Annotated in this window: 22 protein-coding genes; 16 read left to right on the forward strand and 6 right to left on the reverse strand. The window is 45.7% G+C overall.

The window, feature by feature from the left end:
- The first annotated feature begins 2 nt into the window (after positions 1–2).
- Positions 3–2234, forward strand: coding sequence for a peptidase domain-containing ABC transporter (locus AC23P2_RS01580; RefSeq protein ID WP_487771566.1), 2232 nt, complete (start codon positions 3–5; stop codon positions 2232–2234).
- A gap of 4 nt (positions 2235–2238) precedes the next feature.
- Positions 2239–3531 (forward strand): beta-barrel domain-containing protein, encoded by a 1293-nt coding sequence (locus tag AC23P2_RS01585; RefSeq protein ID WP_487771567.1) that lies wholly within the window; start codon positions 2239–2241, stop codon positions 3529–3531.
- 12 nt (positions 3532–3543) lie between these two features.
- Here the strand turns inward: AC23P2_RS01585 and AC23P2_RS01590 are convergent, their stop codons facing one another.
- Positions 3544–4938, reverse strand: a complete 1395-nt coding sequence (locus AC23P2_RS01590) for a hypothetical protein (RefSeq protein WP_487771568.1) — start codon at positions 4936–4938, stop codon at positions 3544–3546.
- 90 nt (positions 4939–5028) lie between these two features.
- On the opposite strand from AC23P2_RS01590, the gene AC23P2_RS01595 reads away from it, so the two are divergent.
- From AC23P2_RS01595 to AC23P2_RS01625, 7 genes are all read left to right on the forward strand, one after another.
- Positions 5029–6300 carry a M14 family zinc carboxypeptidase gene (locus AC23P2_RS01595; RefSeq protein ID WP_487771569.1) on the forward strand — a complete coding sequence of 424 codons (1272 nt, stop codon included), beginning with the start codon at positions 5029–5031 and terminating at the stop codon, positions 6298–6300.
- A gap of 190 nt (positions 6301–6490) precedes the next feature.
- Positions 6491–6850, forward strand: a complete 360-nt coding sequence (locus AC23P2_RS01600; protein ID WP_487771570.1) for a DoxX family protein — start codon at positions 6491–6493, stop codon at positions 6848–6850.
- An 8-nt stretch (positions 6851–6858) separates the two neighbouring features.
- Positions 6859–7701, forward strand: coding sequence for a pantoate--beta-alanine ligase (gene panC / locus AC23P2_RS01605; protein ID WP_487771571.1), 843 nt, complete (start codon positions 6859–6861; stop codon positions 7699–7701).
- 34 nt (positions 7702–7735) lie between these two features.
- Complete coding sequence (gene panD / locus AC23P2_RS01610; protein ID WP_122932370.1) at positions 7736–8083, forward strand: aspartate 1-decarboxylase; 348 nt, start codon at positions 7736–7738, stop codon at positions 8081–8083.
- Between the two features lie 95 nt (positions 8084–8178).
- Positions 8179–9183 (forward strand): lysylphosphatidylglycerol synthase transmembrane domain-containing protein, encoded by a 1005-nt coding sequence (locus AC23P2_RS01615; protein WP_487771572.1) that lies wholly within the window; start codon positions 8179–8181, stop codon positions 9181–9183.
- Between the two features lie 96 nt (positions 9184–9279).
- Entirely contained in the window at positions 9280–9765 is a 486-nt protein-coding gene (rfaE2, locus tag AC23P2_RS01620) for a D-glycero-beta-D-manno-heptose 1-phosphate adenylyltransferase (RefSeq protein ID WP_028524072.1), read from the forward strand.
- A 21-nt stretch (positions 9766–9786) separates the two neighbouring features.
- Positions 9787–10497 (forward strand): zinc metallopeptidase, encoded by a 711-nt coding sequence (locus AC23P2_RS01625; protein ID WP_487771573.1) that lies wholly within the window; start codon positions 9787–9789, stop codon positions 10495–10497.
- A 96-nt stretch (positions 10498–10593) separates the two neighbouring features.
- Here the strand turns inward: AC23P2_RS01625 and AC23P2_RS01630 are convergent, their stop codons facing one another.
- A complete protein-coding gene (locus AC23P2_RS01630; RefSeq protein ID WP_487771574.1) occupies positions 10594–14262 on the reverse strand; it encodes a DUF7948 domain-containing protein in 3669 nt (1222 codons plus the stop codon).
- 121 nt (positions 14263–14383) lie between these two features.
- The gene (gene proC / locus AC23P2_RS01635) at positions 14384–15187 is read right to left on the reverse strand and encodes a pyrroline-5-carboxylate reductase (protein WP_122932374.1); all 804 of its coding nucleotides are present in this window, start codon (positions 15185–15187) and stop codon (positions 14384–14386) included.
- Between the two features lie 98 nt (positions 15188–15285).
- Between proC and AC23P2_RS01640 the strand changes: the two genes are divergently transcribed.
- The 4 genes from AC23P2_RS01640 (at position 15286) to AC23P2_RS01655 (ending at position 21276) form a co-directional block, all read left to right on the forward strand.
- Complete coding sequence (locus AC23P2_RS01640) at positions 15286–16584, forward strand: AAA family ATPase (protein ID WP_487771575.1); 1299 nt, start codon at positions 15286–15288, stop codon at positions 16582–16584.
- Complete coding sequence (locus tag AC23P2_RS01645; protein ID WP_487771576.1) at positions 16581–17333, forward strand: HNH endonuclease family protein; 753 nt, start codon at positions 16581–16583, stop codon at positions 17331–17333. Before AC23P2_RS01640 ends, AC23P2_RS01645 begins: the two co-directional genes overlap by 4 nt.
- A 111-nt stretch (positions 17334–17444) precedes the next feature.
- Positions 17445–20306 (forward strand): alpha/beta hydrolase family protein, encoded by a 2862-nt coding sequence (locus tag AC23P2_RS01650; RefSeq protein WP_487771577.1) that lies wholly within the window; start codon positions 17445–17447, stop codon positions 20304–20306.
- A gap of 70 nt (positions 20307–20376) precedes the next feature.
- Positions 20377–21276 (forward strand): lysophospholipid acyltransferase family protein, encoded by a 900-nt coding sequence (locus AC23P2_RS01655; RefSeq protein WP_487771578.1) that lies wholly within the window; start codon positions 20377–20379, stop codon positions 21274–21276.
- Here the strand turns inward: AC23P2_RS01655 and AC23P2_RS01660 are convergent.
- Complete coding sequence (locus AC23P2_RS01660; RefSeq protein ID WP_028524066.1) at positions 21245–22201, reverse strand: AAA family ATPase; 957 nt, start codon at positions 22199–22201, stop codon at positions 21245–21247. The two genes, AC23P2_RS01655 and AC23P2_RS01660, sit on opposite strands and share 32 nt — an antisense overlap.
- A gap of 107 nt (positions 22202–22308) precedes the next feature.
- On the opposite strand from AC23P2_RS01660, the gene AC23P2_RS01665 reads away from it, so the two are divergent.
- Genes AC23P2_RS01665 through AC23P2_RS01675 form a run of 3 tightly spaced genes read left to right on the forward strand, consistent with a single transcriptional unit; the run spans position 22309 to position 24882 of the window.
- Positions 22309–23205 (forward strand): LysR substrate-binding domain-containing protein, encoded by an 897-nt coding sequence (locus AC23P2_RS01665; RefSeq protein WP_487771579.1) that lies wholly within the window; start codon positions 22309–22311, stop codon positions 23203–23205.
- Positions 23206–23238: 33 nt separating this feature from the next.
- A complete protein-coding gene (locus tag AC23P2_RS01670; protein WP_487771580.1) occupies positions 23239–24471 on the forward strand; it encodes a sulfite oxidase in 1233 nt (410 codons plus the stop codon).
- A 12-nt stretch (positions 24472–24483) separates the two neighbouring features.
- Positions 24484–24882: a hypothetical protein gene (locus AC23P2_RS01675; protein ID WP_487771581.1), complete on the forward strand. Its 399-nt coding sequence runs from the start codon at positions 24484–24486 to the stop codon at positions 24880–24882.
- Here the strand turns inward: AC23P2_RS01675 and AC23P2_RS01680 are convergent.
- Both AC23P2_RS01680 and AC23P2_RS01685 read right to left on the reverse strand, forming a co-directional pair.
- Positions 24871–25410 carry a hypothetical protein gene (locus tag AC23P2_RS01680; RefSeq protein WP_487771582.1) on the reverse strand — a complete coding sequence of 180 codons (540 nt, stop codon included), beginning with the start codon at positions 25408–25410 and terminating at the stop codon, positions 24871–24873. The two genes, AC23P2_RS01675 and AC23P2_RS01680, sit on opposite strands and share 12 nt — an antisense overlap.
- Before the next feature lie 85 nt (positions 25411–25495).
- A complete protein-coding gene (locus tag AC23P2_RS01685) occupies positions 25496–25735 on the reverse strand; it encodes a hypothetical protein (RefSeq protein WP_487771583.1) in 240 nt (79 codons plus the stop codon).
- Positions 25736–25744 lie beyond the last annotated feature (9 nt).

Here is a 25744-nt window from a genome sequence, read left to right on the forward strand (position 1 = left end):
ATATGAGCTTTCCTGTTTATCGTCAACTTGATCAAATGGATTGTGGGCCAACCTGCCTGCGCATGATTGCCAAACATTATGGTCGCTCGTTTTCGTTGCAAACGCTCCGAGAGAAGTCTCAAATCAACCGAGACGGTGTATCGCTATTGGGTATTGCCGAAGCAGCAGAAAATATTGGCTTTCGCACCATGGCTACGCAACTGCCGTTTGAGGTACTGGCGCAGGAAGTACCTCTTCCCTGCATCGTACATTGGCAGCAAAACCATTTTGTAATTGTTTACGAAATCACTGGGGCGGGGAAATCAAATCATCCTACATGGCTTTGGGGCAAGCGACGCCAAGCTGTTAGAGTAGCCGATCCTGCCAAGGGATTAGTTGATTATTCGACCGAGGAGTTTTGCCAAAACTGGGCCACTAATTCACCCAATGGCTCCTCAAATGGTATTGTGTTACTGCTCGAACCTACCCCTGCTTTTTACCAGCAGGAAGACGAGAAAACGGGAGCCTTGGGTTTACGACAATTGGGAAGCTACTTGATTCAATACCGTCGGCTCATTGCGCAAGTGCTGCTGGGGCTTTTAGTAAGCAGCGGCATTCAGCTAATTTATCCTATGCTGACCCAGTCATTGGTTGATATAGGGGTCAATACCGGAAATTTACCTTTTGTATATACACTACTAGCTGCCATGGCTTTTTTGCTTATCAGTCGACAAATCATTGAGGCTATTCGAGGGCGAATCATGCTCCATGTCAGTACCCGACTGAACCTATCCATTCTTTCGGATTTTCTGAACAAACTAATGCGGTTGCCTAACTCGTTTTTTGAAACAAAACGGCTTGGGGATATTCTTCAACGCATTGGCGATCACCAACGCATCGAAAATCTGCTAACAGGGCAAGCTCTGACAATTCTGTTTTCTTTGGTTGATTTGTTACTCCTGAGCTGTGTATTGGCTTATTATCATCTAAGCATCTTCGCCATTTTCATGATTGGCAATCTATTCTATATCGGCTGGGTTTTTCTCTTTATGCGCCAACGTCGGAAAATAGACTTCAAATCGTTTGAATTAGCTTCTAAAGACCACAACAAAATTGTCCAAATGATTTCGGGCGTTCAGGATATTAAACTGGCGGGTGCCGAACGCTTTTTTCGTTGGGATTGGGAACGATTACAGGCTCGGATATTTCACCTACAGGTTCGTACATTGTCACTAGGGCAGTTTCAGCAAACCGGTACTTTTACGATTCTCCAGGGAATCAGCTTGGTTATCTTATTTATGAGTGCAAAAGCAGTTATCGACGGAGAACTTACTTTCGGAACCATGCTCGCCATTCAGTCTATTACGGGTCAGTTGAGCGGCCCTATCGGGCAGTTGGTAGGTTTTGCCCATAGTTGGCAAGATGCCAAAATCAGCTTGGAACGACTCAATGAAATTCATACCCTTGAGGACGAAGACCCCGTTGAACGCCCCAAAATGAACTACCTTCCCGAACAGCGCGCGCTAGAATTACAACAGCTTTCTTTCTCCTACCCTGGCATGGCCGACCGCAAAGTCTTAAACGGTATTAACTTAACCATTCCTGCCAATAAAACCACCGCTATTGTGGGCATGAGCGGCAGTGGAAAAACCACCCTTTTAAAGCTCCTCTTAAAATTTTATGAACCCACCGAAGGCACAATCCAAGTAGGCGAATCGCGGCTTCGCGATATGAGCCATGAGATGTGGCGTAGCAACTGCGGGGTAGTGATGCAGGAAGGCTTTATTTTTTCGGATACCATCGCGGCCAATATCGCTTTGGGGGAAGAACATTTCGACCAAAGTCGTTTACGAAATGCCATGCGAGCAGCCAACATCATTGACTTCGTTGATGCACTGCCTTTGGGATACAATACCAAAATCGGGGCAGAAGGAAACGGCCTCAGTCAAGGCCAAAAGCAACGCTTGCTGATTGCCCGAGCTATTTACAAAAACCCACAATTTTTGTTTTTCGACGAGGCTACCAATGCACTAGATGCCAACAACGAAGCAGCCGTCATGCACGCACTCAATGATTTTTTTAAAGGCCGAACCGTCGTGGTGGTGGCTCACCGACTAAGTACCGTCAAAAATGCGGATCAAATTGTGGTGCTCGATGCAGGTCGAATCGTAGAAGTAGGCTCGCACAATCAATTAATTGCCCAACACGGGGCTTATTGGGAGTTAGTTAAAAATCAATTGGAATTAGACTCTTAAACCTATGCCAAACCATTCATCTTACTCGTCGGTCCGTTCTGAAGAAGTAGAAGAACTTATTACCCGTATTCCACATTCGCTGGTTCGGTGGGGTACCACGGTCATATTGTTGTTAGTCATTGCTTTCTTTATAGGTACGTGGGTCATTCGTTACCCTGACGTTGTTTCAGCGCCCTTCCGTCTTACGTCGGTCAATGCTCCCAAAAGTATAGTCGCCCGCAGTGAAGGTCGGTTGGTTCGTTTGTTTGTAAAAAATGGGCAAGCGGTACAGGCAAATCAAGTCATGGGCTACCTGGAAAGTACGGCCCACCACGATGAAGTTTTGCGATTATCCAACGAACTGAATCGAGCATGGCAAGAGGTAAATGCAGGCAGACTGGAAACGTTGGCTCAGCATCGGCTGACTGACTATCGTCATTTGGGTGAATTACAGCCCCAATTTCAGGTATTTGAGGAGTCACTGACGGGATTACAAGCCTACTTGGCAGGACATTTTTACAGCCAGAAAAAAGAACTTCTTTTAAAAGAAATAGAAGACTTAAAGGCCATGACCGACAACCTACGACAGCAACAGCTTCTTCAGCAAAAAGACAGTCGGCTGGCACAGGAAGAATACGCTGTCCAAAAGAAACTAGCCGAAGAACGGCTCATTGCTCCTCTGGAATTGAAACGAGAAGAAAGCAAGTTACTGGCTCGAACCCTTCCTTATCGTCAAACGGAAACGATAATTCTACAAAATGAAACAGCTCAACGGAACAAACAAGGTGATTTATTAGTACTGGACCAACAAGTACGCGAATACCGCGCTAATTTTTTACAGCGATTAAATACGCTTCGCAGTGCTGTAGAAGAGTGGAAAAGCCGCTACGTACTGACTACCTCCATCGCTGGGCGGGTCTCTTTCCCGACTTTGTTGGAAGAAAACCAATTTATTCCCAACCGAACTGAATTGTTTTCGGTTATACCCACAGGCTCAGATTATATTGGACTACTTACCATTCCACAGCAAAATCTGGGAAAAGTAAAAGTGGGGCAATCGGTATTGATAAAATTTGCGGGCTATCCTTTTGAGCAATTTGGGTACGTTAAAGGAATCATTACCGAAATCTCAGAAGTACCCCTTCAAGACGGTGTTTTCCCCGCCAAAGTAACACTACCTAATGGTTTGGTAACTACTTATCATCAAAAACTACGTTACCGTACGGGTATGGTGGCAAATGCCGAAATTGTCACAGAAGACCTTAGACTATTACAACGGTTTTTGTATCAATTGAGAAAAGTCGGCGAAATTAGATAAAAATTTAACTCTTCACCGTTTCAACCATTTATCCAGCCGCTCTTTCTCAAACGGAGAAAAATGCTCCACGTAATTTCCCGCCGTATCCATGACCACTACCAGCGGGCGCTTGGCTCCAAACATTCCCTCTAGTACCTCCGTTTCTCCGTGACGCGCGTATAGATGCGTTCCTGTTTTGGACGCAGGCCAGTTTTTTTTCAACGCTTCTTTCCAACTGTCAAAATGGTTGCGGACTCCTACGGTGGCAAAACTGAGGTTGGGGGACATGTATTTTTGTGCCAAAGTTGCCCAAGTAGTCAACGCAAGTTCGCAGCTGTCTTCCCACGTATTCCAAATCAACAGCAGCGAATGGGTAGTTTTGGCAAGGGTCGGTAAAAAGACTTGGTTACTATCTACCGCCAAAAGTGGCAACGAAGGCATGGAGATTCCAGAAACAGGCTTCTGATTTTTCCAAAATTCGTACTTCAATTCTTTGAGGCGTTTAGAATTCGGGAAATCTCGTTCAAAGCGACTAATAATCTCGTATTTTCGGGGATAATCTCTTTTCCACAGCAACCAAGGTACTAGAAGAGTTTCGCGAGTGACGGGTAAATGGGCTAATTGATGATCCAGTACATTATACAATTCGCTCATCACCTCAAACAAGTCTCCTTTGGGAGTAATGTCTTTTTGAAGATGTTCCGAAAGACACCCTTGGTAATCCAATGACAACACTGCGTCGTCAAAGGGCAAAATACGCAACGGCGGATGATATACCTCCGACGAAACAAAAGAGGGTTCATTCCCTTTACGGTACTCCTCAAACATGGCCTCCGTCCAGTTTTTGGTAGCGACAAAAAACTTGGTACGCTGGTAATACTGCGCTTCCAAAGCCGCTCTTACAAACGCATTTTGCCCTGTGTCGGCAGTGTCTTGTGTCGCCTTGTAGCGTTCCCAGCTCTCTTCGGCCAAATCTTGCATTAACTTGGTATAAATGTCGGTAGAAACTTTTTGCATCAACGGCCGCTTCATCAAAGAATCTCCACCAAATACCCCCTGCTGGTACAAAAAGCGGTTGATAATCGCAGCCTTGTTTTTGCCTTCAAAATCAAACTTTCCATTGACTTCCTGCCCTTTGAGAGTATCGCCTTTGGGTAAGAAAAAACGGTGGATGTACGTACGGTTGGTAGTATCCATGTAATGGACATACACCACCTGCGAGCGCTCGATGGGCACGTTTACGCGCAAAAAATGTTGCTTGTCGATGGGGACATCGCGGGCTGTAAATTGGTAGTTTTCCCAATCTATCAACGGCGTATAATTGAGGTTCGGTGCTTCAAATTTAAGCTCAAGCACGCTCGCGGGTGGTTGACTACGCAACTCAAAAGCTGTCAAGAGTAAGACGATGATTAAGCATTTCATTTTCATGGGCTAATGGCTGATTTAGCATTCATACTTGCGAACCTCCGCGAAAGTTCAGAACTTTCGCGGAGTTTTCACAATATCTCCTTTAAGATCATGAAACACCTGTTATTGGTGGTTTCTTTTTTTTGTATGTCTGAAACCATTATTGCCCAGAGTAACCTCGCTCAGCGCCTTTTCGACGCGCACGATTTATTTAGAGAAAAGAGCGTCAGTGTACGTCGCGAGTTTAAGCACCGCCACTTGGTGCCGTTGATAGAACGTCTCAAAACGAGTCCTAACTTTGCCGTAAGCGAAGCAGGAAAATCGTTTGAAGGACGTAGCATTTACCAAATCAAATACGGCAAAGGCGCACCTCCTGTGCTTCTTTGGTCGCAGATGCACGGCGACGAAGCTACTGCAACGATGGCACTACTCGATATTTTCAACTTCTTGAATGCCAGCGGTGATGGTTTCGACGACCTTCGCAAAAAGCTTTTGGAGAAAAGTACCTTGTATTTTGTCCCGATGCTCAACCCCGACGGTGTCGAACGTTGGCAACGCCGCACCGCCCAAGAAATCGACATGAACCGCGATGCTGTGCGTCTTCAATGCCCTGAGTCGAAGCTGCTTAAAAACCTCCAACAAACGCTCAAGCCGTTGGTGGGCTTCAACCTTCACGACCAAAGCCCTCGGTACAGCGTAGGAAATACCAAAGAAGTCGCCGCGATTTCGTTTTTGGCAACGGCTTACAACGAAGAACGTACCATCAACTCCGTCCGCGAACGAGCCATGCAGCTCATTGTGGGCATGAACCGCGATTTACAAAAATTTATTCCTAACCAAGTGGCACGGTATTCGGATGAGTTTGAACCACGGGCCTTCGGCGATAACATTGCCAAATGGGGCACCAGCCTAGTACTTATTGAGTCAGGAGGTTACAAAAACGACCCTGAAAAGCAGTATTTGCGTAAAATGAATTTCATCGCGATTTTGACCGCGCTTGAAGCCATCGCCGACGGAACCTACACGCGTCAGAATCGGAACGACTACGAAAAAATTCCGCAAAACGAGAAAAATCACTTCGACCTCATCATCCGCAATGCTCGTACCGAACTCAACGGCGTAAGCTACACAGTGGACGTAGCCATTAACCGCAACGAGGCCAACAATGCTGACGCGACGGGCTTTAGCTATCGCAGTAGCATCGAAGATTTTGGTGATTTGTCGGTATTTTATGGCATCGACGAAATCGACGCCCAAGGAGCGCAACTACTCGACACCAAAAGTGGTAAACCTATGGTACTAAAACTAGGCGACCGCGCCAATTTCGAGTTGCGTTCGGACAAGAAAAACTGGAAAATTGACAACGGATTTTTAAAAAATTAAACTTCTACGTGTTAGCTAAGTTTGTTTAAAGTTTTACCCGCAGATTGGCGCAGATTTAAATCCGCCGATGGACGCAGATTAATCGCTTCATAAAGTCCTTTTTCAGCAAAAATCTGCGTTTGTATTATTCAGCGGGCTTCTGCGGGCGAAATAAAGGAGACTATTTACTTAACAATGAACTTAAAAGTCAATGAAAAAAGCAAAGCTGGTTTTAACATTTCTCTTCGGAGCTGTAATGATTTTGGCGGGCGTTAGTCACTTTTTAAAGCCAGCAATGTTTTTGCCGTTCATTCCTGATTTCTTACCCCAAGCCGCGATTAATTACTTGGCAGGTATCGCAGAAATTGCTGTAGGCGTAGGCACATTTATTCCCCGTTTTCGTTCGTTTGCCGCACTTGGCATCTTAGTCATGATGCTGGTATTTTTGCCTCTACACGTTATTGATGTTTTCAAAGAGAACCCTGCGATTGGCAGCCACCAAGCCGCCTTGGTGCGTTTGCCCATTCAATTTGTATTGATTGCGTGGGCTTGGTTTATTTATAAAAAGTAAAACGTAAAATGCACATTTTCCCCACTATAGCCGATTTGCGGGCCTATTTACGGGCTGAACGCGCACAAGGCAAATCTGTTGGATTTGTACCCACGATGGGGGCGCTTCACGAAGGACATTTGTCGCTCATTGAGGCATCTAACGCCCAAAACGACCTGTCGGTTTGCAGTATTTTTGTCAACCCGATTCAGTTCAATAACCCCGACGACCTTGCTCGGTACCCTCGTACGTTGGAGGCAGATTGTGAATTGCTCAAAACGGTTGGTTGCGACGCCGTTTTTGCACCCTCGGTTCAAGAAATGTATCCCGAAAAGTCCCTTTTAACTTTCGATTTTGGAGATTTGGAACGTGTCATGGAGGGCAAATTCCGCCCTGGGCACTTCAATGGCGTGGGCGTCGTTGTGTCTAAACTATTCAACATTGTTCAACCCGACCGTACGTATTTTGGGCAAAAAGACCTGCAACAAGTAGCCGTTGTGCGTCGAATGATGATTGATTTAGGTTTCCAAATTGAGCTTCACCCCCGCCCTACCCTCCGCGAAGCCGACGGCCTTGCTATGTCATCGCGAAATCGTAACCTTACGCCCGACGAACGTGCCATTGCTCCGCACATTTTTGCGGGCTTGAGTGCCGCCAAATCACAGCTATTGTCTGGGCAAACTCCCGCCGAAGTAAAAGATTGGATGGAAGCTCATTTTGCACAACAACCCGCTTTTCGCTTAGAATATTTTGAAATTGTGAATGCTTTCAGTTTGCAAGATGTTACTGAGCTACAACCTGAAGGACAAACCGCGCTGTGTATTGCAGCCCACCTTGGAAAGGTCCGTCTGATTGATAATATAGTTTTTTAGACTGAAATTTGCCGCGAAAACAATCCAAACAACAATGTTTGTTACCCTTTTTAAATCAAAAATCCACCGCGTTAAAGTAACGCAAGCCGAACTCAACTACGTAGGAAGCATCACCATCGACGAAGCCCTCATGGAAGCGGCGGGTATCTTGGAAAATGAACAAGTACACGTAGTCAACAATAACAACGGCGAACGACTCATCACGTACGTCATTAAAGGAGAGCGCAATACGGGAATTATTTGCCTCAATGGTGCCGCCGCCCGCAAAGCCCAAGTGGGCGACGTGGTCATTATCATTTCGTACGGAATGATGACCGAAGAAGAAGCCAAAACCTTCAAACCAAAAATCGTTTTCCCCGACGAAAATAACAGAGTTTTATAGTCGATAGTCGATAGTTAATGGTCCACGGTCGATGGTCAATAGTAGATTCGTTGCTCCCTATGGACTATAGACCATAAAACTACAAACAACATAAAATGAAAAATATTCTCAAATACTGCCTTTCGCTTGCTGTAGCGGGTGGGTTGATGTGGTACGTTTTTAAAGACATGGACTTGGCTTCCATGTGGGCAAAATTCCAACACGCCAACCACAGCTGGCTCATTTTGGTTACCATTTTTACCATCGTTGCCGCTTGGAGTCGCGCTTACCGTTGGAATATGCTCCTTGAGCCATTGGGCTATCGCCCCTCTGCGTTCGACTCCACAGTTGCGGTATTTACGGGGTATTTTGCCAACCAGCTTATCCCTCGTGCGGGCGAAGTGACGCGTTGCGGCACGCTCAATCGCCTCGAAAAAGTACCCGTTAACGTGGGCTTCGGTACCGTCGTAGCCGAGCGCGTTTTTGACGTTGTGACGCTTTTGTTTTTGATTGGACTTGCTTTTGTGCTCGAATTTGGGCGTTTGAGCAATTTCTTCATGGAGTTGTTTGGCGAAAAGTTGGGCATCGGCCAAGGGAATGGCAGCAATCGGATAGCCCTTTTGGGAGGTTTGGCGGTACTAGGAATAGGCTTTTTAGGAGCTGCGTGGTGGTTTTACCGAAAAAATGCCGAGCGTTTGCGTCAAAATTCGCTTTTTGCCAAAATCGAAGGATTTGTATTGGGGTTAATTGATGGTTTGTTGAGCGTCCGAAAACTACGGAATCCGTGGCTGTTTTTGTTCCATACCATTCTCATCTGGACCATGTACTTGCTCAGTTCGTACGTATGTTTTTTTGTACTTCCTGAGTCATCACACCTTACCCTTTTGGCAGGACTAACCATTCTTATCATGAGTGGTTTGGGAATGTCGGCACCCGTGCAAGGAGGCATTGGCCCCTATCATATTTTGGTAAGTAGCGCATTGGTACTTTACGGATTATCAAAAGAAGATGGCCTTGCCCTCGCGACGTACATCCACGGTACCCAGATGATTTTGATGCTCATTCTCGGTGGTATTTCGTTTATCATCACCCTCGTAAAAAGCCCCAAAACCACAGTATAATTTGAAAATGAATCATTTTGAAAATTTGGGAATAAATATTCTGAATTGGCACATTTTCAAATTTTCCAATTAACACATTATCCTCGTAACAATCTCATGTTTAATTCCGCCGCTAAAATCTTATCTTGGGAAGAAGGTGCACAAGCCGCCCGCGCTTGGCAAGCAGAAGGTCAAAAAATTGTATTTACCAATGGATGTTTCGACATCGTTCACTTGGGCCACATCGACTATCTCGAAAAAGCCCGTAACTTAGGCGACCGAATGGTGCTTGGCCTCAATACCGACGCCTCGGTAAGCAGCATCAAAGGCCCACTTCGCCCTGTGGTCAACGAATACGCCCGCGCCCGCTTGATGGCCTCATTGGGGTTTGTGGATGCTGTCATTTTGTTCGGAGAACCTACGCCATTGGAGCTAATTCAGACAATTTGTCCTGATATTTTGGTCAAAGGCGACGATTATTCAGTAGATAACATCGTTGGTGCAGATTTTGTCGTTAATAGAGGAGGAGCCGTGAAAACCATTCCGTTAGTAAAAGGTTATTCTACGACTTCGCTTATCGAGAAGATTAAAAATAGTTATTGACAGCGCAAAATTTAAACAAACATGGGTGGTTTAATTCTCATTGGAATTGTCTTTATGGTCATTGGTATGATTGTCCAATGGCGCTTAAAAAGCAAATTTACCGAATATTCACAGGTAGGATTAATGAATGGCATGAGTGGTGCAGAAATTGCTTCACAAATGCTGCGCGATAATGGCATCTACGATGTGCGTATCACGCAAGTAGAAGGAATGCTGACAGACCACTATAATCCCACGGATAAAACCGTCAACCTAAGCGCTGATGTTTATCACGGACGCAGTGTGTCGGCGGCAGCCGTGGCTGCCCACGAGTGCGGACACGCCGTTCAACATAAAGTAGCTTATGCTCCCCTGAAGATGCGTTCAGCATTGGTGCCTGTGGTGCAGGTGTGTAGCAACATCCTGAACTTTTTCAACATGGCAATGATGTTTATTGGTGGGTTTATTTTCTACAACCAAGGTCTTGTTAGCACCACCATTCTAACTGTTTTGGTAGCTGCCAACTTAGGGGTAACCTTGTTTGCCATGATTACCCTTCCTGTCGAATTTGATGCAAGCCGCCGCGCCTTGGCATGGGTTGAACAACGTGGCGTTGTCAATCGTAACGAGTACGGAATGGCCAAAGATGCACTCCAATGGGCTGCCCTCACCTACGTAGTAGCTGCGTTGGGAGCGTTAGCTAACTTACTATATTACGCAAGCTTATTGCTTGGTCGTCGTAGCGATGACTAAACGTGTTTGAGGTTGCTCACAACCTCAAACACACAAACAGTTACAACAAAAAAGCGGCCGAAAGCCGCTTTTTTGTTGTAGTATCGTTATTCGTTTCTATTCAATTACTTGAATCCAGCCTTTGCAAGTTGAATTACCTGGCAGCGTGAGTTGGTAATAATACGTGCCATTTAGTACATCTTTGCCCCAATCATCACCGTAATTGTCGCTCGCAAATACGCGTTTTCCCCAACGGTTAAAAATTTCAATGCGGGTACTTGGAGCGCCTACTACGAATGTATCGTTTTTGCCATCTCCATTGGGGGTGATGACGTTCGGAATTTTATCTAAGTTCAACACCGACACCGACTGCGTCACGGTGCTTGCACAACCGCGCGGCGAATACGCTTTGAGTGTTACTTGATACGTTCCGTTTTGGGTATAGTCCAACGCCGCAGGTGCCGCTACGCCCGACTTTGTTCCATTGCCAAAATCCCACTCATAACGCGATGCTCCCGTTGTTTTATTCACGTATTGCACCATTGTCGGTTTTCCGCAAGCGTAGGTCGGTGCTACGTCAAAACTGGTGTTTTGTGGCCCACTTTCCACGTTTACCGTTACCGTTTTACTTGGTTTACAGCCATCAGGATAGACAGCTGTCACGGTGTAAGTAGTAGTTTGCAAAGGATTGGCAACGGGATTTTTGATTGTCGTATCCGACAAAGTTGGTGAAGCTTTCCAGCGAATTGTCCCTGCACCTTGCGCCAGGAGCATGGCCGTTTGTCCTGTACAAACCGTCGTGTCGGGCGTTACCTTAAAATCAGGTTTATTGTTATCAATGCGAACAGTAATGTTTTTTTGTGGCAAACAGCCGTCGGCATATTGCCCTGTCACGGTATAGACGGTTGTCACCAGTGGTTTGGCCGTTACCCGCGTTCCGACCGAATCGCTCAACGTCAACGAAGGAGTCCAACGATAACGAGTGGCGCTACCTTGCGCGCTCAACACCGCACTTTGTCCTACACAAATCGTGGTATCTTTAAAAGCCGCAAAATCAGGCTTATCGTTGTTAATTTTGACCGTTACGGTGCGCGTTACGACACAAGCCGAATCCGTAATGGTACAGATAAAATTGGTAGTGGCATTTACTTTGGCGATAGGATTGGCAATATTCGGATTGCTCAAACCCACCGAAGGCGTCCACGAATATTTCAATCCGCCTGTCGCTTTAAGCGGCACACCTACGTTGCTACAAACGGTGGTATCTCCACTGGCAGCCGCTTTGCTTACGCCTACTTTGATAATTTTGGTCACGACATCTTGCCCACGACAAACCAAAGGGTTAAATGCCCGCAGCGTCACACGGTACTCGCCTGGTTGGTTAAAGGTGTAAGTGGCTTTCAACGGATCACGCGAGATGTTGTTCCCTTGCACGTCCCAGGTATAAGTCTTTCCTCCCTCACTTGTATTTAAGAAATCTAGGGTCATGGGTGCACAGCCCGAAAGTACATTTTTAGCCGCACCTTGATAAACATCAAAATCCGCTTTGAGGCGGTCGATGTCAAACTTGAAGGCAGCGTTATTACAATCAGCACTGTTACGATTTACGGCCCACACGTTGGGCGTAGAAGGGAAATTGGCTTGACGACACACGCAAGTGGCCTGATAAATCACGCCATTTTTGGCAAAGCGACTCGTTCCACCGTCCACGTGATCACCATCGGTGCTCGAAGTTGTGCTTCCAATAAACGTACCGTAAAGCAGCGATTTTGCTCCTTTTTCTAAAATAGCAATGTAAAAATTGCTTCCTGTGGTTGTCGTCCGAAACGCGTCAGGCGTCGTTGGCAGACCAATGGTGCTACTTGTTGGGTTATAACCATTTCGTGAATTGACAACCCCTCCCCAACCCGACAAATAGATATTACCACATTCGTTGACTAAAAAAGCGGTCGGCGCAATATCTGGCCTCGCTCTGGATGAGCCAATGGTGGTTGAAAATATCGTTCGAGAGAGTGTTTTATCCAAGGCATGAATAAACTGCCCCGCATTGGTATTGCTGTAAACTCCTGTGGTGGTGGGGTAGCGGCCACGTGTTAGTCCAAAAACGTGAACATTTTCTTCGGCATCCACATCCAACAAATACGCCACGTCTGAGCTATCCGTCCCGAGGTAAGTAAGTTGTTCAAGTTTATCGTTGACAAATTTGGCCACAAAACCATCTTCTTCCCCGCTTTTGGTGCTTTTAAATGCGGTTGTTTTGGCAGGTAAATTTGAGCTTCGGGTCAAACCAGCGACGTACAAAGCCCCCGACGGTGCCCATTTCACACCGTATGCTCCATCGGCAGCTGTACCTCCCAAGTACGTACTCATGACCATCGTTCTGAGATCTGAACTCAACTTAAATACCACCGCATCTTGACGCCCTCCACCGTACTGAGCCGTGGTAGGGTTGACGGTTGGGAAATTGGTCGAGTTGGTCGAAGTAGCCACATAGACGTTATCTTTGTCATCCACTACTACTTCACCCCTAAACTCATCGCTGTAGTTTATTAAATTGAAATCAAACGTTCGACAGATTCCGTCATTACCGTTTCCTCCTACCAATGTACTGGCCGCTAAAGTTGACCCATCGGCACTCAATTTTAACACAAAAATGTCGCTACCATTATTATATCCAAATCCACCTACAGGTTCAACGGCCGTTCCACCGCCAAAACGCGTTTGATAGGCCCCAGATGAGAGTGGGAAATTTTGGGAAGAAGTCGTGCCAAAAATGACCAGTTCTCCTTTGTTATTCACAATCATACTGTGCGGCACGTCAACGTCGGAGCCTCCGATGTAGGTTCCGTAAAGAAGGCGAGTACCGTCAGGGCTAAATTTTAACAAACCCATATCCACACTCAAAGTCGATTGTCGCTGAAAAGCTCCCGCAGTCGCTGGAAAAGGTCCCGTTGAATGCAATGTACCAATCGAATACAAATTTCCTTGTTCGTCGTAAGTAGCAGCGTGCCCAAAGTTATTGGCAAACGAACCCGAAAAAGTTGAAAACACCAACTCAGGATCAATCGTTAAGGCTTGACTGCGGTCATATCCTTTGGGAAAATTAAACGACAACTGATTGCCATCTAACTGATAATGAGCTGCTACTTCACGGGTACGGTTGTTAATTTCTTGGTACGTATAAGGTTTTAATTCCCGAAAAGTATTGATGGAAGTTTCGACCGCTAATTGATTATCTTCCAACTTCAACGACTTACTACCCTCGTAACGAAGCTTAATTTTAGAGGCATCAGCCTGAGGATCGACCAAAAATTCGTACTTGAGGGTTTGGCGAAAAGCATACATTTTAAAGTCGATGCCAGGATAGACATCTTCATAGACAATCTCGCCAAACGAAGGAACATCTTTCGCCCATTTACTGGGGTCATTGCCCAAAAAGTAGTTAAACTTGGCGGCGTTTGAATGGTCTTCTTTTACTTTTATGGCCGACGACGCCCCGTCAAACATCACTTCTACAGCATGCCCGTTTATAAGTGGACTTGTACGAGCATTAGACAAGCGTTCACCCGTGGCGTGGGCACTCCGAAGGGGGTTTCCCTCAAAAAAAACGTACATCAACGATTTTTCTTTCAGGAGTAAATAACCTCCTGGAATATCGGCGCGATAACGTACGTCGGCGTCCCATTGGCCTTGGTTACGCACAAAACGCACCGCTGAGGGGGTTTGCGCACGCCCCTCTCCCCACACCAAAAACAATACAACTAAAATGCGTACAAAATGCTTCATGTAAAACAAACGAAAAAAGCTTCGTTGAAATTATGCAATCTATAAAGACAAGACTTTCCAAAGTACTAGAACGTTGGAAAGCCTTGTTATTTTCTTTAAAAATCAGCGCCTTGACCTAAATCTATCCTTTTGAAAGTTCTTTGGCACGGCGCTCTGCGGCCAAAATCCCCGTTTGGAGCGTTTGGGCTAAACCACCTCCTTCAAACTCGCGTAAAGCGGCTTCGGTTGTTCCCCCTTTGGAAGCTACCGCTTTAATCAAATCATCGAGGCTTTTATCGGCATTGTTGATGAGGTGGAAAGAACCCAACATGGTTTGTTTTACCAACAACGTCGCCATCGACTCCTCAAAGCCCATCTGCTTGCCTGCTTCTACCATCGCTTTGACCAAATAATAGAAATACGCAGGACCACTACCACTCAAGGCCGTTACGGCATCGAGCATGGATTCGTCTTCCAAAAACACCGAGCGCCCCGTGGCATTGATGAGGTTATCTACTTTCAATAGTTGCGCAAAACTCAACTCTTTCGCAGCCGAAAAGCCCGTGATACCCATTCCCAACATAGCGGGGGTATTAGGCATGGCCCTGATGACCAAACGATGATTTAGGGTTTCCTGGATGGTAGAAATCGGAATCCCCGCCATGATTGATAACACCACCTGCTGCGGTTGAAGTACCTCCCGCAACGCGTCCTGAACCATGCCGAAATCTTGCGGCTTAACCGACAAAATCACAACGTCGTACTCACCCACGTGCGCACTGATGGTTTCGACCACTACGCCCGTATTTTCGGTTCGCAGGTTTTCCGCGCGATTGGCGCTTTTTTCAATCAAAAGAAGGTTTTCTTTTTTTACTAAATCATATTGCAAAAACGACTTGGCAAAGGCCATTCCCATGTTTCCGCAACCTACAATGGCAATTTTCATCAGTTTCGACTAAGAAGTTGTTGGTTAAAGTGCAAAATTGCTGATATTTTGGTAATAAAACTTGTTTTTGAGTAAGTTTACAAAAACAAGTAGGCAAGATGAATCAAGAAATCGCAGGCGTTTATTTAAGTAAAGTTACTATTTCAGACTTTCATTGCTTCAAAGGAGAGAATGAAATTAACTTCACTCGCCCTGATGGACGTTATCAGCAGTGGAATGTAATTTTGGGTAATAACAATACAGGGAAGACGACGATTTTGAGGTTATTGAGTGGGTTGAGTGTAGAGGAATACAACCCGATGCATAATACAGTAGGTGCTATACCCATCATATTATTACATCAGCAAAATTTGTGGCATTCTCTCAACACAGACATACCATTTTCAATTATAGCTGACGTACAAGAAACGCTCCTTGACACCTTTCTTCCTGTTGGATTTAATTGGAAATACTACTTAGATAACGAAAAAAAAATTATCACTAATGGCTTTCCTCGTGAATCAAAGGAATTTAACGTCATAAAAAAATTGCATTTTTATGGGTATGGCATATCCCGAAAAATGAAAACATCTAACCTATCAGAATCATCAACTGAAGACAATGTTACAGGATTATTTTATGAAAATTACGAACTTGCAAATGCAGAAGAATGGCTGTTACAGATAGACTATGCCGCAAAAAGTGGATATAAAAATGCAAAAGAACTGGTAGATAGAATAAAAGAAATTCTAACCAGTGGATTGCTCCCCGATGTCAAATCCATAGAATTAAAATCTGAGCTTGACGAAAAAACCAATAGCGTCAAAAACTACGCCCTCTTTGACACCGACTATGGTAAAGTTCGGTTAAAGGAGTTGGGTTACGGCTACCAATCAACCATGGCATGGGTCGTGGACTTGGCAAAAAAATTATTTGAACGCTATCCGCAGCTCGATAATCCGCTCACGGGGCCTGCCATCGTTCTTGTGGATGAAATAGATTTGCACCTACATCCCGATTGGCAGCGCAAAATCATTAAGCATTTAAGCACTATTTTCCCCAATACCCAATTTATCGTCACCGCGCATAGTCCACTGGTGGTACAATCAGCGGAAGACATTAATCTTATCATTTTAGAAAAAGGCGAAAACGGCCAAACCCATATTCGCCAAGAATTTGGCACCTACCAAGGCTGGACAATCGAGGAAATTTTACAGGATTTAATGGGGTTAGGAGAAAAAACTTTATCCGACCGATATTTATATCTATTGGGCGAGTTTGATGCAGGACTCGATTCGGAAGATTATCCTAGAGCCAAAGCCGCCTACGATGAACTCATCCCTCTTTTACACCCAACCAGTAGCCAGCGAAAACTCCTCAAGCTGCAATTAGGAGCCATCGCACCCGCCACCGTATGATTCGATTACACGACGTACCTCCTCCCGAGGAATTGACCGACGAGTTGGTTGTTCAATTAACTCATGAGTTCAAAAGTACAGGCAAAGCTGTCTGGAAAAAACCATTTATTACTGATAGGTTGCTAGAAATGACGCACCAAAAATGCGCTTTTTCTGAATGTTTATTGAACCAAGAGGGAAAATACGCCGAAGTTGAGCATTTTCACCCAAAGTCATTATACCCCGACGAAGTTGTCGATTGGAAAAACCTGCTCCCCATTAACGGCGCTTGCAACAAAGCCAAAGGCAACCACGACAACAAAAACGCCCCCATTATCAACCCTCGCTACGACAACCCGAAAGAACATCTGTGTTTTCAAGGCTACCGATTTAAAGCCAAAAGTGAGCAAGGACAACGTACCATTGATGTGCTCAATCTAAATGACCGTTCACATTGGGTCAACAAACGATATAAAATCGGAGATGAGGCCATAGAAACCTTAGAAGAAATCAGAGATACGCTCAAAGAGTACGATTCAAGCCATTCTAAAACAATCCCAAAACGCAACAATATCGTAAGGCGGTTGCGGAATCTTTTTTACGCAGGTACGCCACGTGCCGAATACAGCTCGGTAGTAGCCTCGTACCTTCTGCACGATGATGATTTTATCGTTATTAAACAGCTTATGCAAAAAAATGCGCTTTGGGACGACGAATTCGAATCGTTAGAAATGCAAATGCGTTTTTGTGCTTTGGACGTAAAAGAGTAAAAGTCATAGTCACACTTTCGCCGTTCGTCGCAAAGTTGCTTCTAAGTTCGTTTGACATCAATCAATCTTACCAAATTTGAAGTAACAAACTAAAAAACAGCTTTTTTACGTATGAGAAAGTGTGTACTTCTTCTATTTTGTGGAGTAATCAGTTCATCATTGATTGCCCAAAAGAAACCCAAAAAGACAACGCCGCCCCCCGCGCCAATTGCCAAAAAAGCCCTCACGCACGATGTGTATGACTTTTGGAAAGATATTCCTGAGCGCGTCGTTAGCAACAACGGACAATGGTTTGGCTATGCCCTCAATCCCCAAGAAGGCGACGGCAAAGTCGTTTTTCAAAATTTTGTCACGAACCAAATCGACTCGGTAGCACGAGGCGGTGAGTTGCGTTTTTCCAGCGACTCAGAATTTGCCATTTTTAAAATCAAGCCCCAATTGAGCGCTACCAAAGCGGCCAAACGGGCCAAAAAGAAAAAAGACGAAATGCCGAAAGACTCGCTGGGCATCTATACACTTTCGACCAAAAAAGTCAGCAAATTTCCTGCCATTCAGTCATTCAAGTTACCCGAAAAAGGCAGCGAATGGGTGGCGTACTTGGGCGAAAGCCCCAAAGTAAAGCCTGACACCACAAAAAAAGCCCCCGCGAGACGCGCCAAACGCGAATCGGACGACAATGGCTACCGCTTGGTGACGCGTATGCTCAAAACCAATACCGAACGCGCATTCGGTTTTGTGACCGATTACGAAGTAAGTAAAAATGGAAAACGGTTGGCCTTTTCGACCACGGGCAGCGATTCTACCAAAGCAGGGGTTTATGTATTCGAACCTGCTTCCAACCAACTTCAACAGGTCTATGAAGGGCATTCAAAACACAAATTCAAAAAGCTTTCTTTTGACGAAAACGGCGAGCAATTGGCCTTCATTGCTGATTTGGACACCAATAGCAAAGCTCAGATTCGTTTGCCCAAATTATTCTACTGGAAGGCTGGTCAAGCTACTGCCGCTCGCCTCGCCGATGAGGCGAACCAACCTGCGGCGCAAGGCTGGCTCGTAAGCAGCGACTACACCCCTCGTTTTGCCAAAGATGGCTCTAAGTTATTTTTTGGCACTAACCCCAAGCCCATCGTACAAGATACCACCTTACTTACCGAAGAGATTGTCAACGTAGAAGTATGGCACTGGCAAGATGAACGCCTTCAAACCCAACAAAAAGTGAGCCTCGAACGCGACAAAAAGCAGTCGTATTTGGCCGTTGCTCACCTCAATGACTTAAAATTGACGCAGTTGGGCAGTTTAGAGGTTCCTGACGTTACCCTTGTCAATGAAGGCAATGCTGATTTTGCAGTTGGTAAATCCGACCGCCGCTATTCGCACCAGCATTGGGATTGGAATCCCGTGGAGGATGCCTACATCATCAGCCTGCGCGATGGTTCTAAAAAAATGGCCAAAGAAAAAATAGAAGGCAGTACTCGTACCTCTCCAGAAGGCAAATATTTGTACTGGTTTTCTAACCCTGACACAGCTTGGTTTGCACACGATATTGCGGCCAATCAAACCATACAGTTGACCAATAACAAAACTGTTAAATACGCTGACGAAGAAGACGACCATCCCGATTTTCCCAATCCGTACGGCATAGCGGGTTGGACCAAAAACGACCAGTACTTATTGGTGTATGACCGTTTTGATATTTGGCAAATTGACCCTAAAAAGCCAGCATCGCTCGTAAAATTAACTGATGGACGCGCCGCCAAAAACCAGTATCGCTACGTACGGTTGGATGCCGAAGAACGCAACATCGACCTCAGTAAGTCACTTTTGTTGCGTACGGTCAACGAAACTACTCGCCAAGAAGGTTTCAGTCAGCTAACGGGCAATGCAATCCAGCGTTTGTACGAAGGAGATTTTAAAGTGGGAATGGCCGTATTGAAGGCCAAAGACGCTGACCGTGTTCTTTTTACGAAAGAAACATTCAAAGATTATCCCGATTGGTACGCGACAGATGTGAGTTTCAAAAACGTAAGACGCGTTACCGAAGCCAACGCTCAGCAAGCCAACTACTGGTGGGGAAGCGTCGAAATCGTCAATTGGCGCGCGGGTGATGGTACACCATTGCAAGGATTACTCTATAAGCCTGAGAACTTCGACCCGACCAAGAAATACCCAATGATGACGTATTTCTACGAAAAAAACTCAGAAAATATCCATACCCACTACGCCCCTCGCCCAATTCGTTCGTACATCAACTTCTCGTATTTTACCAGCAACGGGTACTTGGTTTTTGTACCTGATATTGTCTATAAGGACGGTTACCCTGGCCAAAGTGCGTACAATTGTATCGTGCCAGGCGTATTGAGTATGATTGACAAAGGGTTTGTGGATAAAGACAAAATTGGTATCTCAGGCCACAGCTGGGGCGGCTACCAAACGGCTTACCTTGTGACCCAAACCAATTTGTTTCGTGCAGCCGAAGCAGGCGCTCCTGTCTCTAACATGACAAGTGCCTACGGCGGAATTCGCTGGGATTCAGGGATGTCGCGTCAGGCACAGTATGAGCGTACGCAAAGTCGTATTGGTGGGACACTTTGGGAAAAGCCGATGCAATACCTCGAAAATTCCCCACTTTTCCACGCCCCAAAAATCGAAACGCCCGTGTTGATGATGCACAACGACGACGACGGTGCTGTGCCTTGGTACCAGGGTATTGAATTTTATATGGCTCTAAAACGCTTAAATAAGCCCGTTTGGATGCTTAATTATAACGGAGAAAAACATGGCTTAACAAAACGACAAAACATGAAAGATTTTGCCGTACGTTTGTACCAATATTTTGACCACTACCTCAAAGATGCTCCCGCTCCCGAGTGGATGTCGGAGGGCCTTCCGATGGTCGAAAAGGGAATCCGTCAAGGACTAAGCCCCGTTTCTTCTCAAAAGGCTTCGCAGCTTGGTAGTGGCTCACAAAAGTAGTCCTCTATCTAGACCTATAAGGTTTTTAAAACCTTATAGGTCTGGTCTGTTTTTAAACGATGCCAATTGAATGTATTACCTATCTGCTTTTTTTTATTACTTCCTTCTCATCCCTATCTCTCGCCTTCCGTTTAGAGTTTTGTATGCCATTGCTGATGGCCTAAGCTGGCTTTTTTTCAACGTAGTGGGTTACCGCAAACAAGTAGTTGTAGAAAATATCCGTAACTCTTTCCCCGAAAAATCAGAAGCTGAAGTACAGCAAATCGCCCGCGACTTTTACACGCATTTGTGTACGCTTATCATCGAGACCGTCAAAGCCTTCAGCATGACCCGTGCCGAATTTATGCAACGGGTATCTTTTACGGGATTAGACCTGCTCGACCATTATGCGAAACAAGGCAAAAGCATTATCATAGCCGCAGGGCACTGCCACAATTACGAGTGGCTCGTGACGGGCATCGACCCGCTGGTAAAGCACAAAGTAATGGCATTGTATCGTCCTTTGAACAATCGTTTTTTTGACGAAAAAATCAAGCAGAGTCGTAGCAAATTGGGCTTAAACTTAGCATCAATTTACGAAATCAAATCGCAGTTTGGGGAGCAAGTAGTCGAGCAACCTGTGGCGGCGGCCTTTGCCATGGACCAGTCACCGTCCAACCCAGAAAGTGCTTATTGGATGCAATTTTTAAACCAAGACACACCCATTCTGTTTGGCACCGAAAAATACGCCAAAGAATACGACCTTCCCGTGGTTTTTGGACACATTCACGCCACAAAGCGCGGTTATTACTACGCCAATTTTGAACTACTCACCGAAACCCCGCGCGAAACGGCCTACGGGGAAATCACCGAAAAAATGATGAAGTGGCTCGAAGCCGACATTCGCCAAGAACCTGCGACTTGGCTATGGAGCCACAAGCGCTGGAAGCACAAACGCACTACCGCCCAATCGCCACTTTCCGAAGGATAGAATCAATCACAAAACGAGTAGTGATGCCATCGGCTTCGGCTTCGTAGTTGAGCATAATGCGGTGGTTAAACACATCGGGGGCTACTTCCTTGATGTCTTCGGGCAGCACATAGTCACGCCCGTCCATGTATGCCAAGGCTTTGGCCGCTAGGTTGAGTTTGATGGTTCCGCGCGGCGACACCCCAAACTGAATATAGCGTGCTTCTTCGCGAAGGGCATAATCCAACGGGCGACGCGTGGCAAATACCAACTCTACGATGTAGTTTTCGAGGGTTTCGGACAACGTAATTTGGTTGATTTCTTGGCGGATTTGGGCAATGTCTTTTTTAGACAAAATAGGCTTAGGCTCATAATTATAATCCAAGTTCGACATCCGACGCATGACCTCCAGCTCTTGAGGCTTTGTTGGATAATCCACAAAAACCTTCATCATAAAACGATCTAACTGCGCCTCAGGAAGCGGATACGTACCTTCCTGTTCTACGGGGTTTTGGGTCGCCAACACAAAAAACGGTTGATCCAATTGGAATGTTTCTTCTCCAATTGTCACTTGTTTTTCTTGCATGGCTTCGAGCAATGCTGACTGCACTTTCGCAGGCGAACGGTTGACCTCATCGGCCAAAATCAAATTGGCGAAGATAGGCCCTTTTTTCACTTCGTAATCGCCCAATTTGGGTCTATAAATCATCGTCCCGACAATATCAGCAGGCAACAAGTCGGGCGTAAATTGGATGCGTTGAAAATCAAGACTTAGCACACGGGCTAGGGTGTTTACTGTCAGTGTTTTGGCCAACCCAGGCACCCCTTCCAACAAAATATGGCCTCCCGTAAAAAGCCCTACTAAAAGGCGGTTGATAAGGGTTTCTTGCCCTACCACTACCTTGCCCATTTCTTCAAAAACAGCTTTTATTTTTTTTTGTGACATCTTGGTTTGTCGCTTTTTTTCAAAATCTCAAAGCGTAAAGTTAGGCATTTAGGGCATTATTTTCACAATTCTATTTACTTTGTACATCAACCCAATTTTCCACCACTGTGTCCGATTTTCGATTAAGAGTTTTTTGTAGTGTAGCCCAACACCTTAGCTTTACCAAGGCAGCGAGTGAGTTGTTTGTTAGCCAACCCGCCGTTACCAAGCACATTCGAGAACTCGAACAACAGTACGGCACGCGCCTTTTTGAGCGCAAAGGCAATTCAGTCGTATTGACCGAAGCGGGCGAAATTTTGAAACGCTATTCGTCGCAGATTTTGCATTTATACCAAGAAGCCGCGTTTGAATTAGGGACACTGCAAGACAAGCACAACGGTGTCCTTCGACTGGGCGCGAGTACGACCATAGGGCAGTATTTGATTGCTCCCCTTTTGGCCAAGTATTACGAAAAGTTTCCTCAAGTGGAACTTTCTCTGCTCAACGGCAACACCGAAATGATTGAAAATGCCATTCTTACCCACCAAATCGACTTGGGAGTGGTGGAAGGAAAAAAACACCAATCAGGTATCAAATACGTTGATTTTATGGACGATGAACTCGTAGCGGTAGTGCATGTTAAAAGTAAGCTAGCCACCCTCAACGAAATTTCGGTACAAGAATTAGTAAAAATTCCGCTGGTACTGCGCGAACGAGGCTCAGGCACATTGGAAGTGATTGAAAGCGCCCTCAGAGAACACAACCTCAAACTATCGTCGCTCCAAATCGTGATGCACTTAGGAGGTACCGAAAGCATCAAGTCGTTTCTCGAACATGCCAATTGTATGGCGTTTTTATCCATTCGCTCGATTCAAAAAGAACTGGTAACGGGCCAATTGAAAACAATCAAAATCAACGGGCTTCCGCTTTTACGAAAGTTTTGGCTCATTCACCTGCAAGGCCAGCCCGAACCTATGGCCGAGGCATTTATGCGGTTTGCCTTTCGTGAATATCCTAAAAAATAACAACGTATCCATCTAACCTATTTCGATTTCTCTATGAACTCACACATTCACAATCGCCGAGGTTTCCTCAAGAAAAGTGCCCTCACTACCCTTGCAGGCATGGTGGGGACGGAGATTGTTTTTGCCAAAAACATGCCTCCACACCACGTTCCATTGGCTTTCGACGAAGGGTTGGCAGGAAAGCACCCCGACATGGTCGTCTTGAGTGACAAACCGTGGAATGTAGAAACGCCGCCCCATTTGTTAGACGATGCCATTACCCCCGTCGAACGGATGTTTATTCGTAACAACGGCCTTGTCCCTGAAGAAAAAATCGATCCTTCGGCTTGGACACTCACCATCAAAGGTGAATCCGTAAAACAAACCAAAACCTACAAAATCAGCGACTTAAAGGCCAAGTTCAAAACCTACACTTACCAATTGGTATTGGAATGTGGCGGCAATGGCCGTTCGGGGTATGTTCCTCAAACCTCTGGAAATCAGTGGGATCAAGGGGCAGTGAGCTGTGCCGAATGGACGGGCGTACGCCTCAAAGATATTTTGAATGACGTGGGTCTAAAAGACGATGCCGTTTATATTGGGTATTATGGCAAAGACCTGCATCCGAGCCGCGACCCGAGCAAAGTCGTGATTTCGCGCGGGGTTCCGATCAAAAAAGCCTTGGAAGACGAGACCCTCATTGCGTGGGCGCTCAACGGCAAAGACCTCCCGCTCATGCACGGTTTTCCGCTGCGCCTTGTGGTAGGTGGCTGGCCTGCGTCGGTATCGGGCAAATGGCTTCACACCATTGCAGTTCGCAACAAAGAACACGACGGCGCGAAGATGGACGGCCACAGTTATCGGGTACCGCGCCAGGCTGTCATGCCAGGGGAAAAACTAGCCGAAACGCCCGAAAATTTCCGAATCATTGAGTCAATGCCCATAAAATCGCTTATTACTTATCCCAAAACGGGTGCGATGATTGACTTTGGGAAGTCGCTGTCTCTTCGCGGCCATGCGTGGGCAGGCGACGTGGCAGTCAAAGAACTAATGACATCGATTGACTACGGGGCAACGTGGCAAAAAGCGACGCTCAACGCGCCCAAGAATCGTTTGGCGTGGCAGCAATGGTCGGCTCAAATCTCTTTCCCTCAAAAAGGATATTATGAAGTATGGGCGCGCGCTATAGACGCAAATGGCGTGTCACAACCGATGGTGATTCCTGCGTGGAACCCAGGAGGGTATCTTAACAACGCTTGTCACCGTATTGCCGTTAAAGTCGTTTAACCCCATTTTACTATGAAAACAAACATCGTATTCTTTTGTGCAGCTGTGGTGGCGTTTTGTTTCGCGGCCATTCGCCGCGAGCCGTCCGCCCATTCGTCAACGAAGCTGACTGCCGCCGTTGCCGACAGTGTCGATAAAGAAACAGGATTGGCCCTCGATCCTAACTTCATGATTGTGAAGGCCCAATGTACGAGTTGTCATTCCCCAAAACTCATTCTTCAGCACCGTTTTACCCGCGACGAATGGTTGAGTAAAATTCGCTGGATGCAGCGTAATCATAAATTGTGGGATTTGGGAGAATCAGAAAAAACGGTTCTCGATTACCTAGCCAAACACTACGCCCCCAGCCAAAGTGCCTACTCTCGGCGCGAAGCATTGCGTAATGTAAAATGGTATAAATTAGAGAATTAGCTCCAATGACGGCACGTGTTCAAGGCGCGTGCCGTTATCATTTTTAGCAATATCCAACTGCATTCGCTGCAAAAACTCACAATACACGGGCGTAATCAAATTCTCAGCCTTGGAAGTCATCAACCCGTGAAGTCTCAGTTCGCCCTTTGCTAGTTCGCTACCGAATATACGTTCAGCACTTAGTTCATAGAGTTGTTTACGAAGTAATTTCTCGGTCAAAGAAATAGGGTTATCAGTTTCTGAACATAAATGACGAATAAACTCTTCGCACGATAAATAACCCACCTCTCCCGAAACCAACGCATTTTTCACAAATCGACAAGAAACGTCTCCCACCAAGTAAATGTCCTGAATGTTTTCACTGCGAATCGTCTTCTTTACCTCTTTCAAATACGCATCATCCTCAAAATCAAACACCGAAGCGGATGAGGTTAGAAAGAATACGTCGCCAAAATGCTTGCGAATAAATCCTTCCATTTGGCAGAAAGGGCATACCAAAAATAACTGATTTGAAGAAATGGAATTCATAGCATTTAGTTGTTGATGAAGGTGGGTTGTTCCAGTGATTGGAACAACCCTTTGGTAATGGTACTTCTCTTAAAATACAGGTAGGTTAGTTGATTTTTATCTCGGCATTCAGCCCAGTCGTTGGTTGCTTCAAAAGCTGTTGTTTGGTTTCAAAAAAAACCTGCTGAAGTTGCTTGATACGTTTTTCACGCATTTTTATGTCTTCTTCATTTTGGCTTTTTTCAATTTTATTTTCGTGAAACCGCACCTTTACCTGCACAAACTGCGCCAAAAGGTCAATTGCCTCCGATGACGAAAAATGGCCATTCAAAAGTTGTATATTCATTTTTTCAGA

Source organism: Runella sp. R0.1_18 (assembly GCF_057652155.1).

Coding starts and splice junctions, on each gene's coding strand:
- AC23P2_RS01580 (WP_487771566.1), top strand. CDS start 3: ATGAGCTTTCCTGTTTATCGTCAACTTGATCAAATGGATTGTGGGCCA.
- AC23P2_RS01585 (WP_487771567.1), top strand. CDS start 2,239: ATGCCAAACCATTCATCTTACTCGTCGGTCCGTTCTGAAGAAGTAGAA.
- AC23P2_RS01590 (WP_487771568.1), bottom strand. CDS start 4,938: ATGAAAATGAAATGCTTAATCATCGTCTTACTCTTGACAGCTTTTGAG.
- AC23P2_RS01595 (WP_487771569.1), top strand. CDS start 5,029: ATGAAACACCTGTTATTGGTGGTTTCTTTTTTTTGTATGTCTGAAACC.
- AC23P2_RS01600 (WP_487771570.1), top strand. CDS start 6,491: ATGAAAAAAGCAAAGCTGGTTTTAACATTTCTCTTCGGAGCTGTAATG.
- panC (WP_487771571.1), top strand. CDS start 6,859: ATGCACATTTTCCCCACTATAGCCGATTTGCGGGCCTATTTACGGGCT.
- panD (WP_122932370.1), top strand. CDS start 7,736: ATGTTTGTTACCCTTTTTAAATCAAAAATCCACCGCGTTAAAGTAACG.
- AC23P2_RS01615 (WP_487771572.1), top strand. CDS start 8,179: ATGAAAAATATTCTCAAATACTGCCTTTCGCTTGCTGTAGCGGGTGGG.
- rfaE2 (WP_028524072.1), top strand. CDS start 9,280: ATGTTTAATTCCGCCGCTAAAATCTTATCTTGGGAAGAAGGTGCACAA.
- AC23P2_RS01625 (WP_487771573.1), top strand. CDS start 9,787: ATGGGTGGTTTAATTCTCATTGGAATTGTCTTTATGGTCATTGGTATG.
- AC23P2_RS01630 (WP_487771574.1), bottom strand. CDS start 14,262: ATGAAGCATTTTGTACGCATTTTAGTTGTATTGTTTTTGGTGTGGGGA.
- proC (WP_122932374.1), bottom strand. CDS start 15,187: ATGAAAATTGCCATTGTAGGTTGCGGAAACATGGGAATGGCCTTTGCC.
- AC23P2_RS01640 (WP_487771575.1), top strand. CDS start 15,286: ATGAATCAAGAAATCGCAGGCGTTTATTTAAGTAAAGTTACTATTTCA.
- AC23P2_RS01645 (WP_487771576.1), top strand. CDS start 16,581: ATGATTCGATTACACGACGTACCTCCTCCCGAGGAATTGACCGACGAG.
- AC23P2_RS01650 (WP_487771577.1), top strand. CDS start 17,445: ATGAGAAAGTGTGTACTTCTTCTATTTTGTGGAGTAATCAGTTCATCA.
- AC23P2_RS01655 (WP_487771578.1), top strand. CDS start 20,377: ATGTATTACCTATCTGCTTTTTTTTATTACTTCCTTCTCATCCCTATC.
- AC23P2_RS01660 (WP_028524066.1), bottom strand. CDS start 22,201: ATGTCACAAAAAAAAATAAAAGCTGTTTTTGAAGAAATGGGCAAGGTA.
- AC23P2_RS01670 (WP_487771580.1), top strand. CDS start 23,239: ATGAACTCACACATTCACAATCGCCGAGGTTTCCTCAAGAAAAGTGCC.
- AC23P2_RS01675 (WP_487771581.1), top strand. CDS start 24,484: ATGAAAACAAACATCGTATTCTTTTGTGCAGCTGTGGTGGCGTTTTGT.
- AC23P2_RS01680 (WP_487771582.1), bottom strand. CDS start 25,410: ATGAATTCCATTTCTTCAAATCAGTTATTTTTGGTATGCCCTTTCTGC.
- AC23P2_RS01685 (WP_487771583.1), bottom strand. CDS start 25,735: ATGAATATACAACTTTTGAATGGCCATTTTTCGTCATCGGAGGCAATT.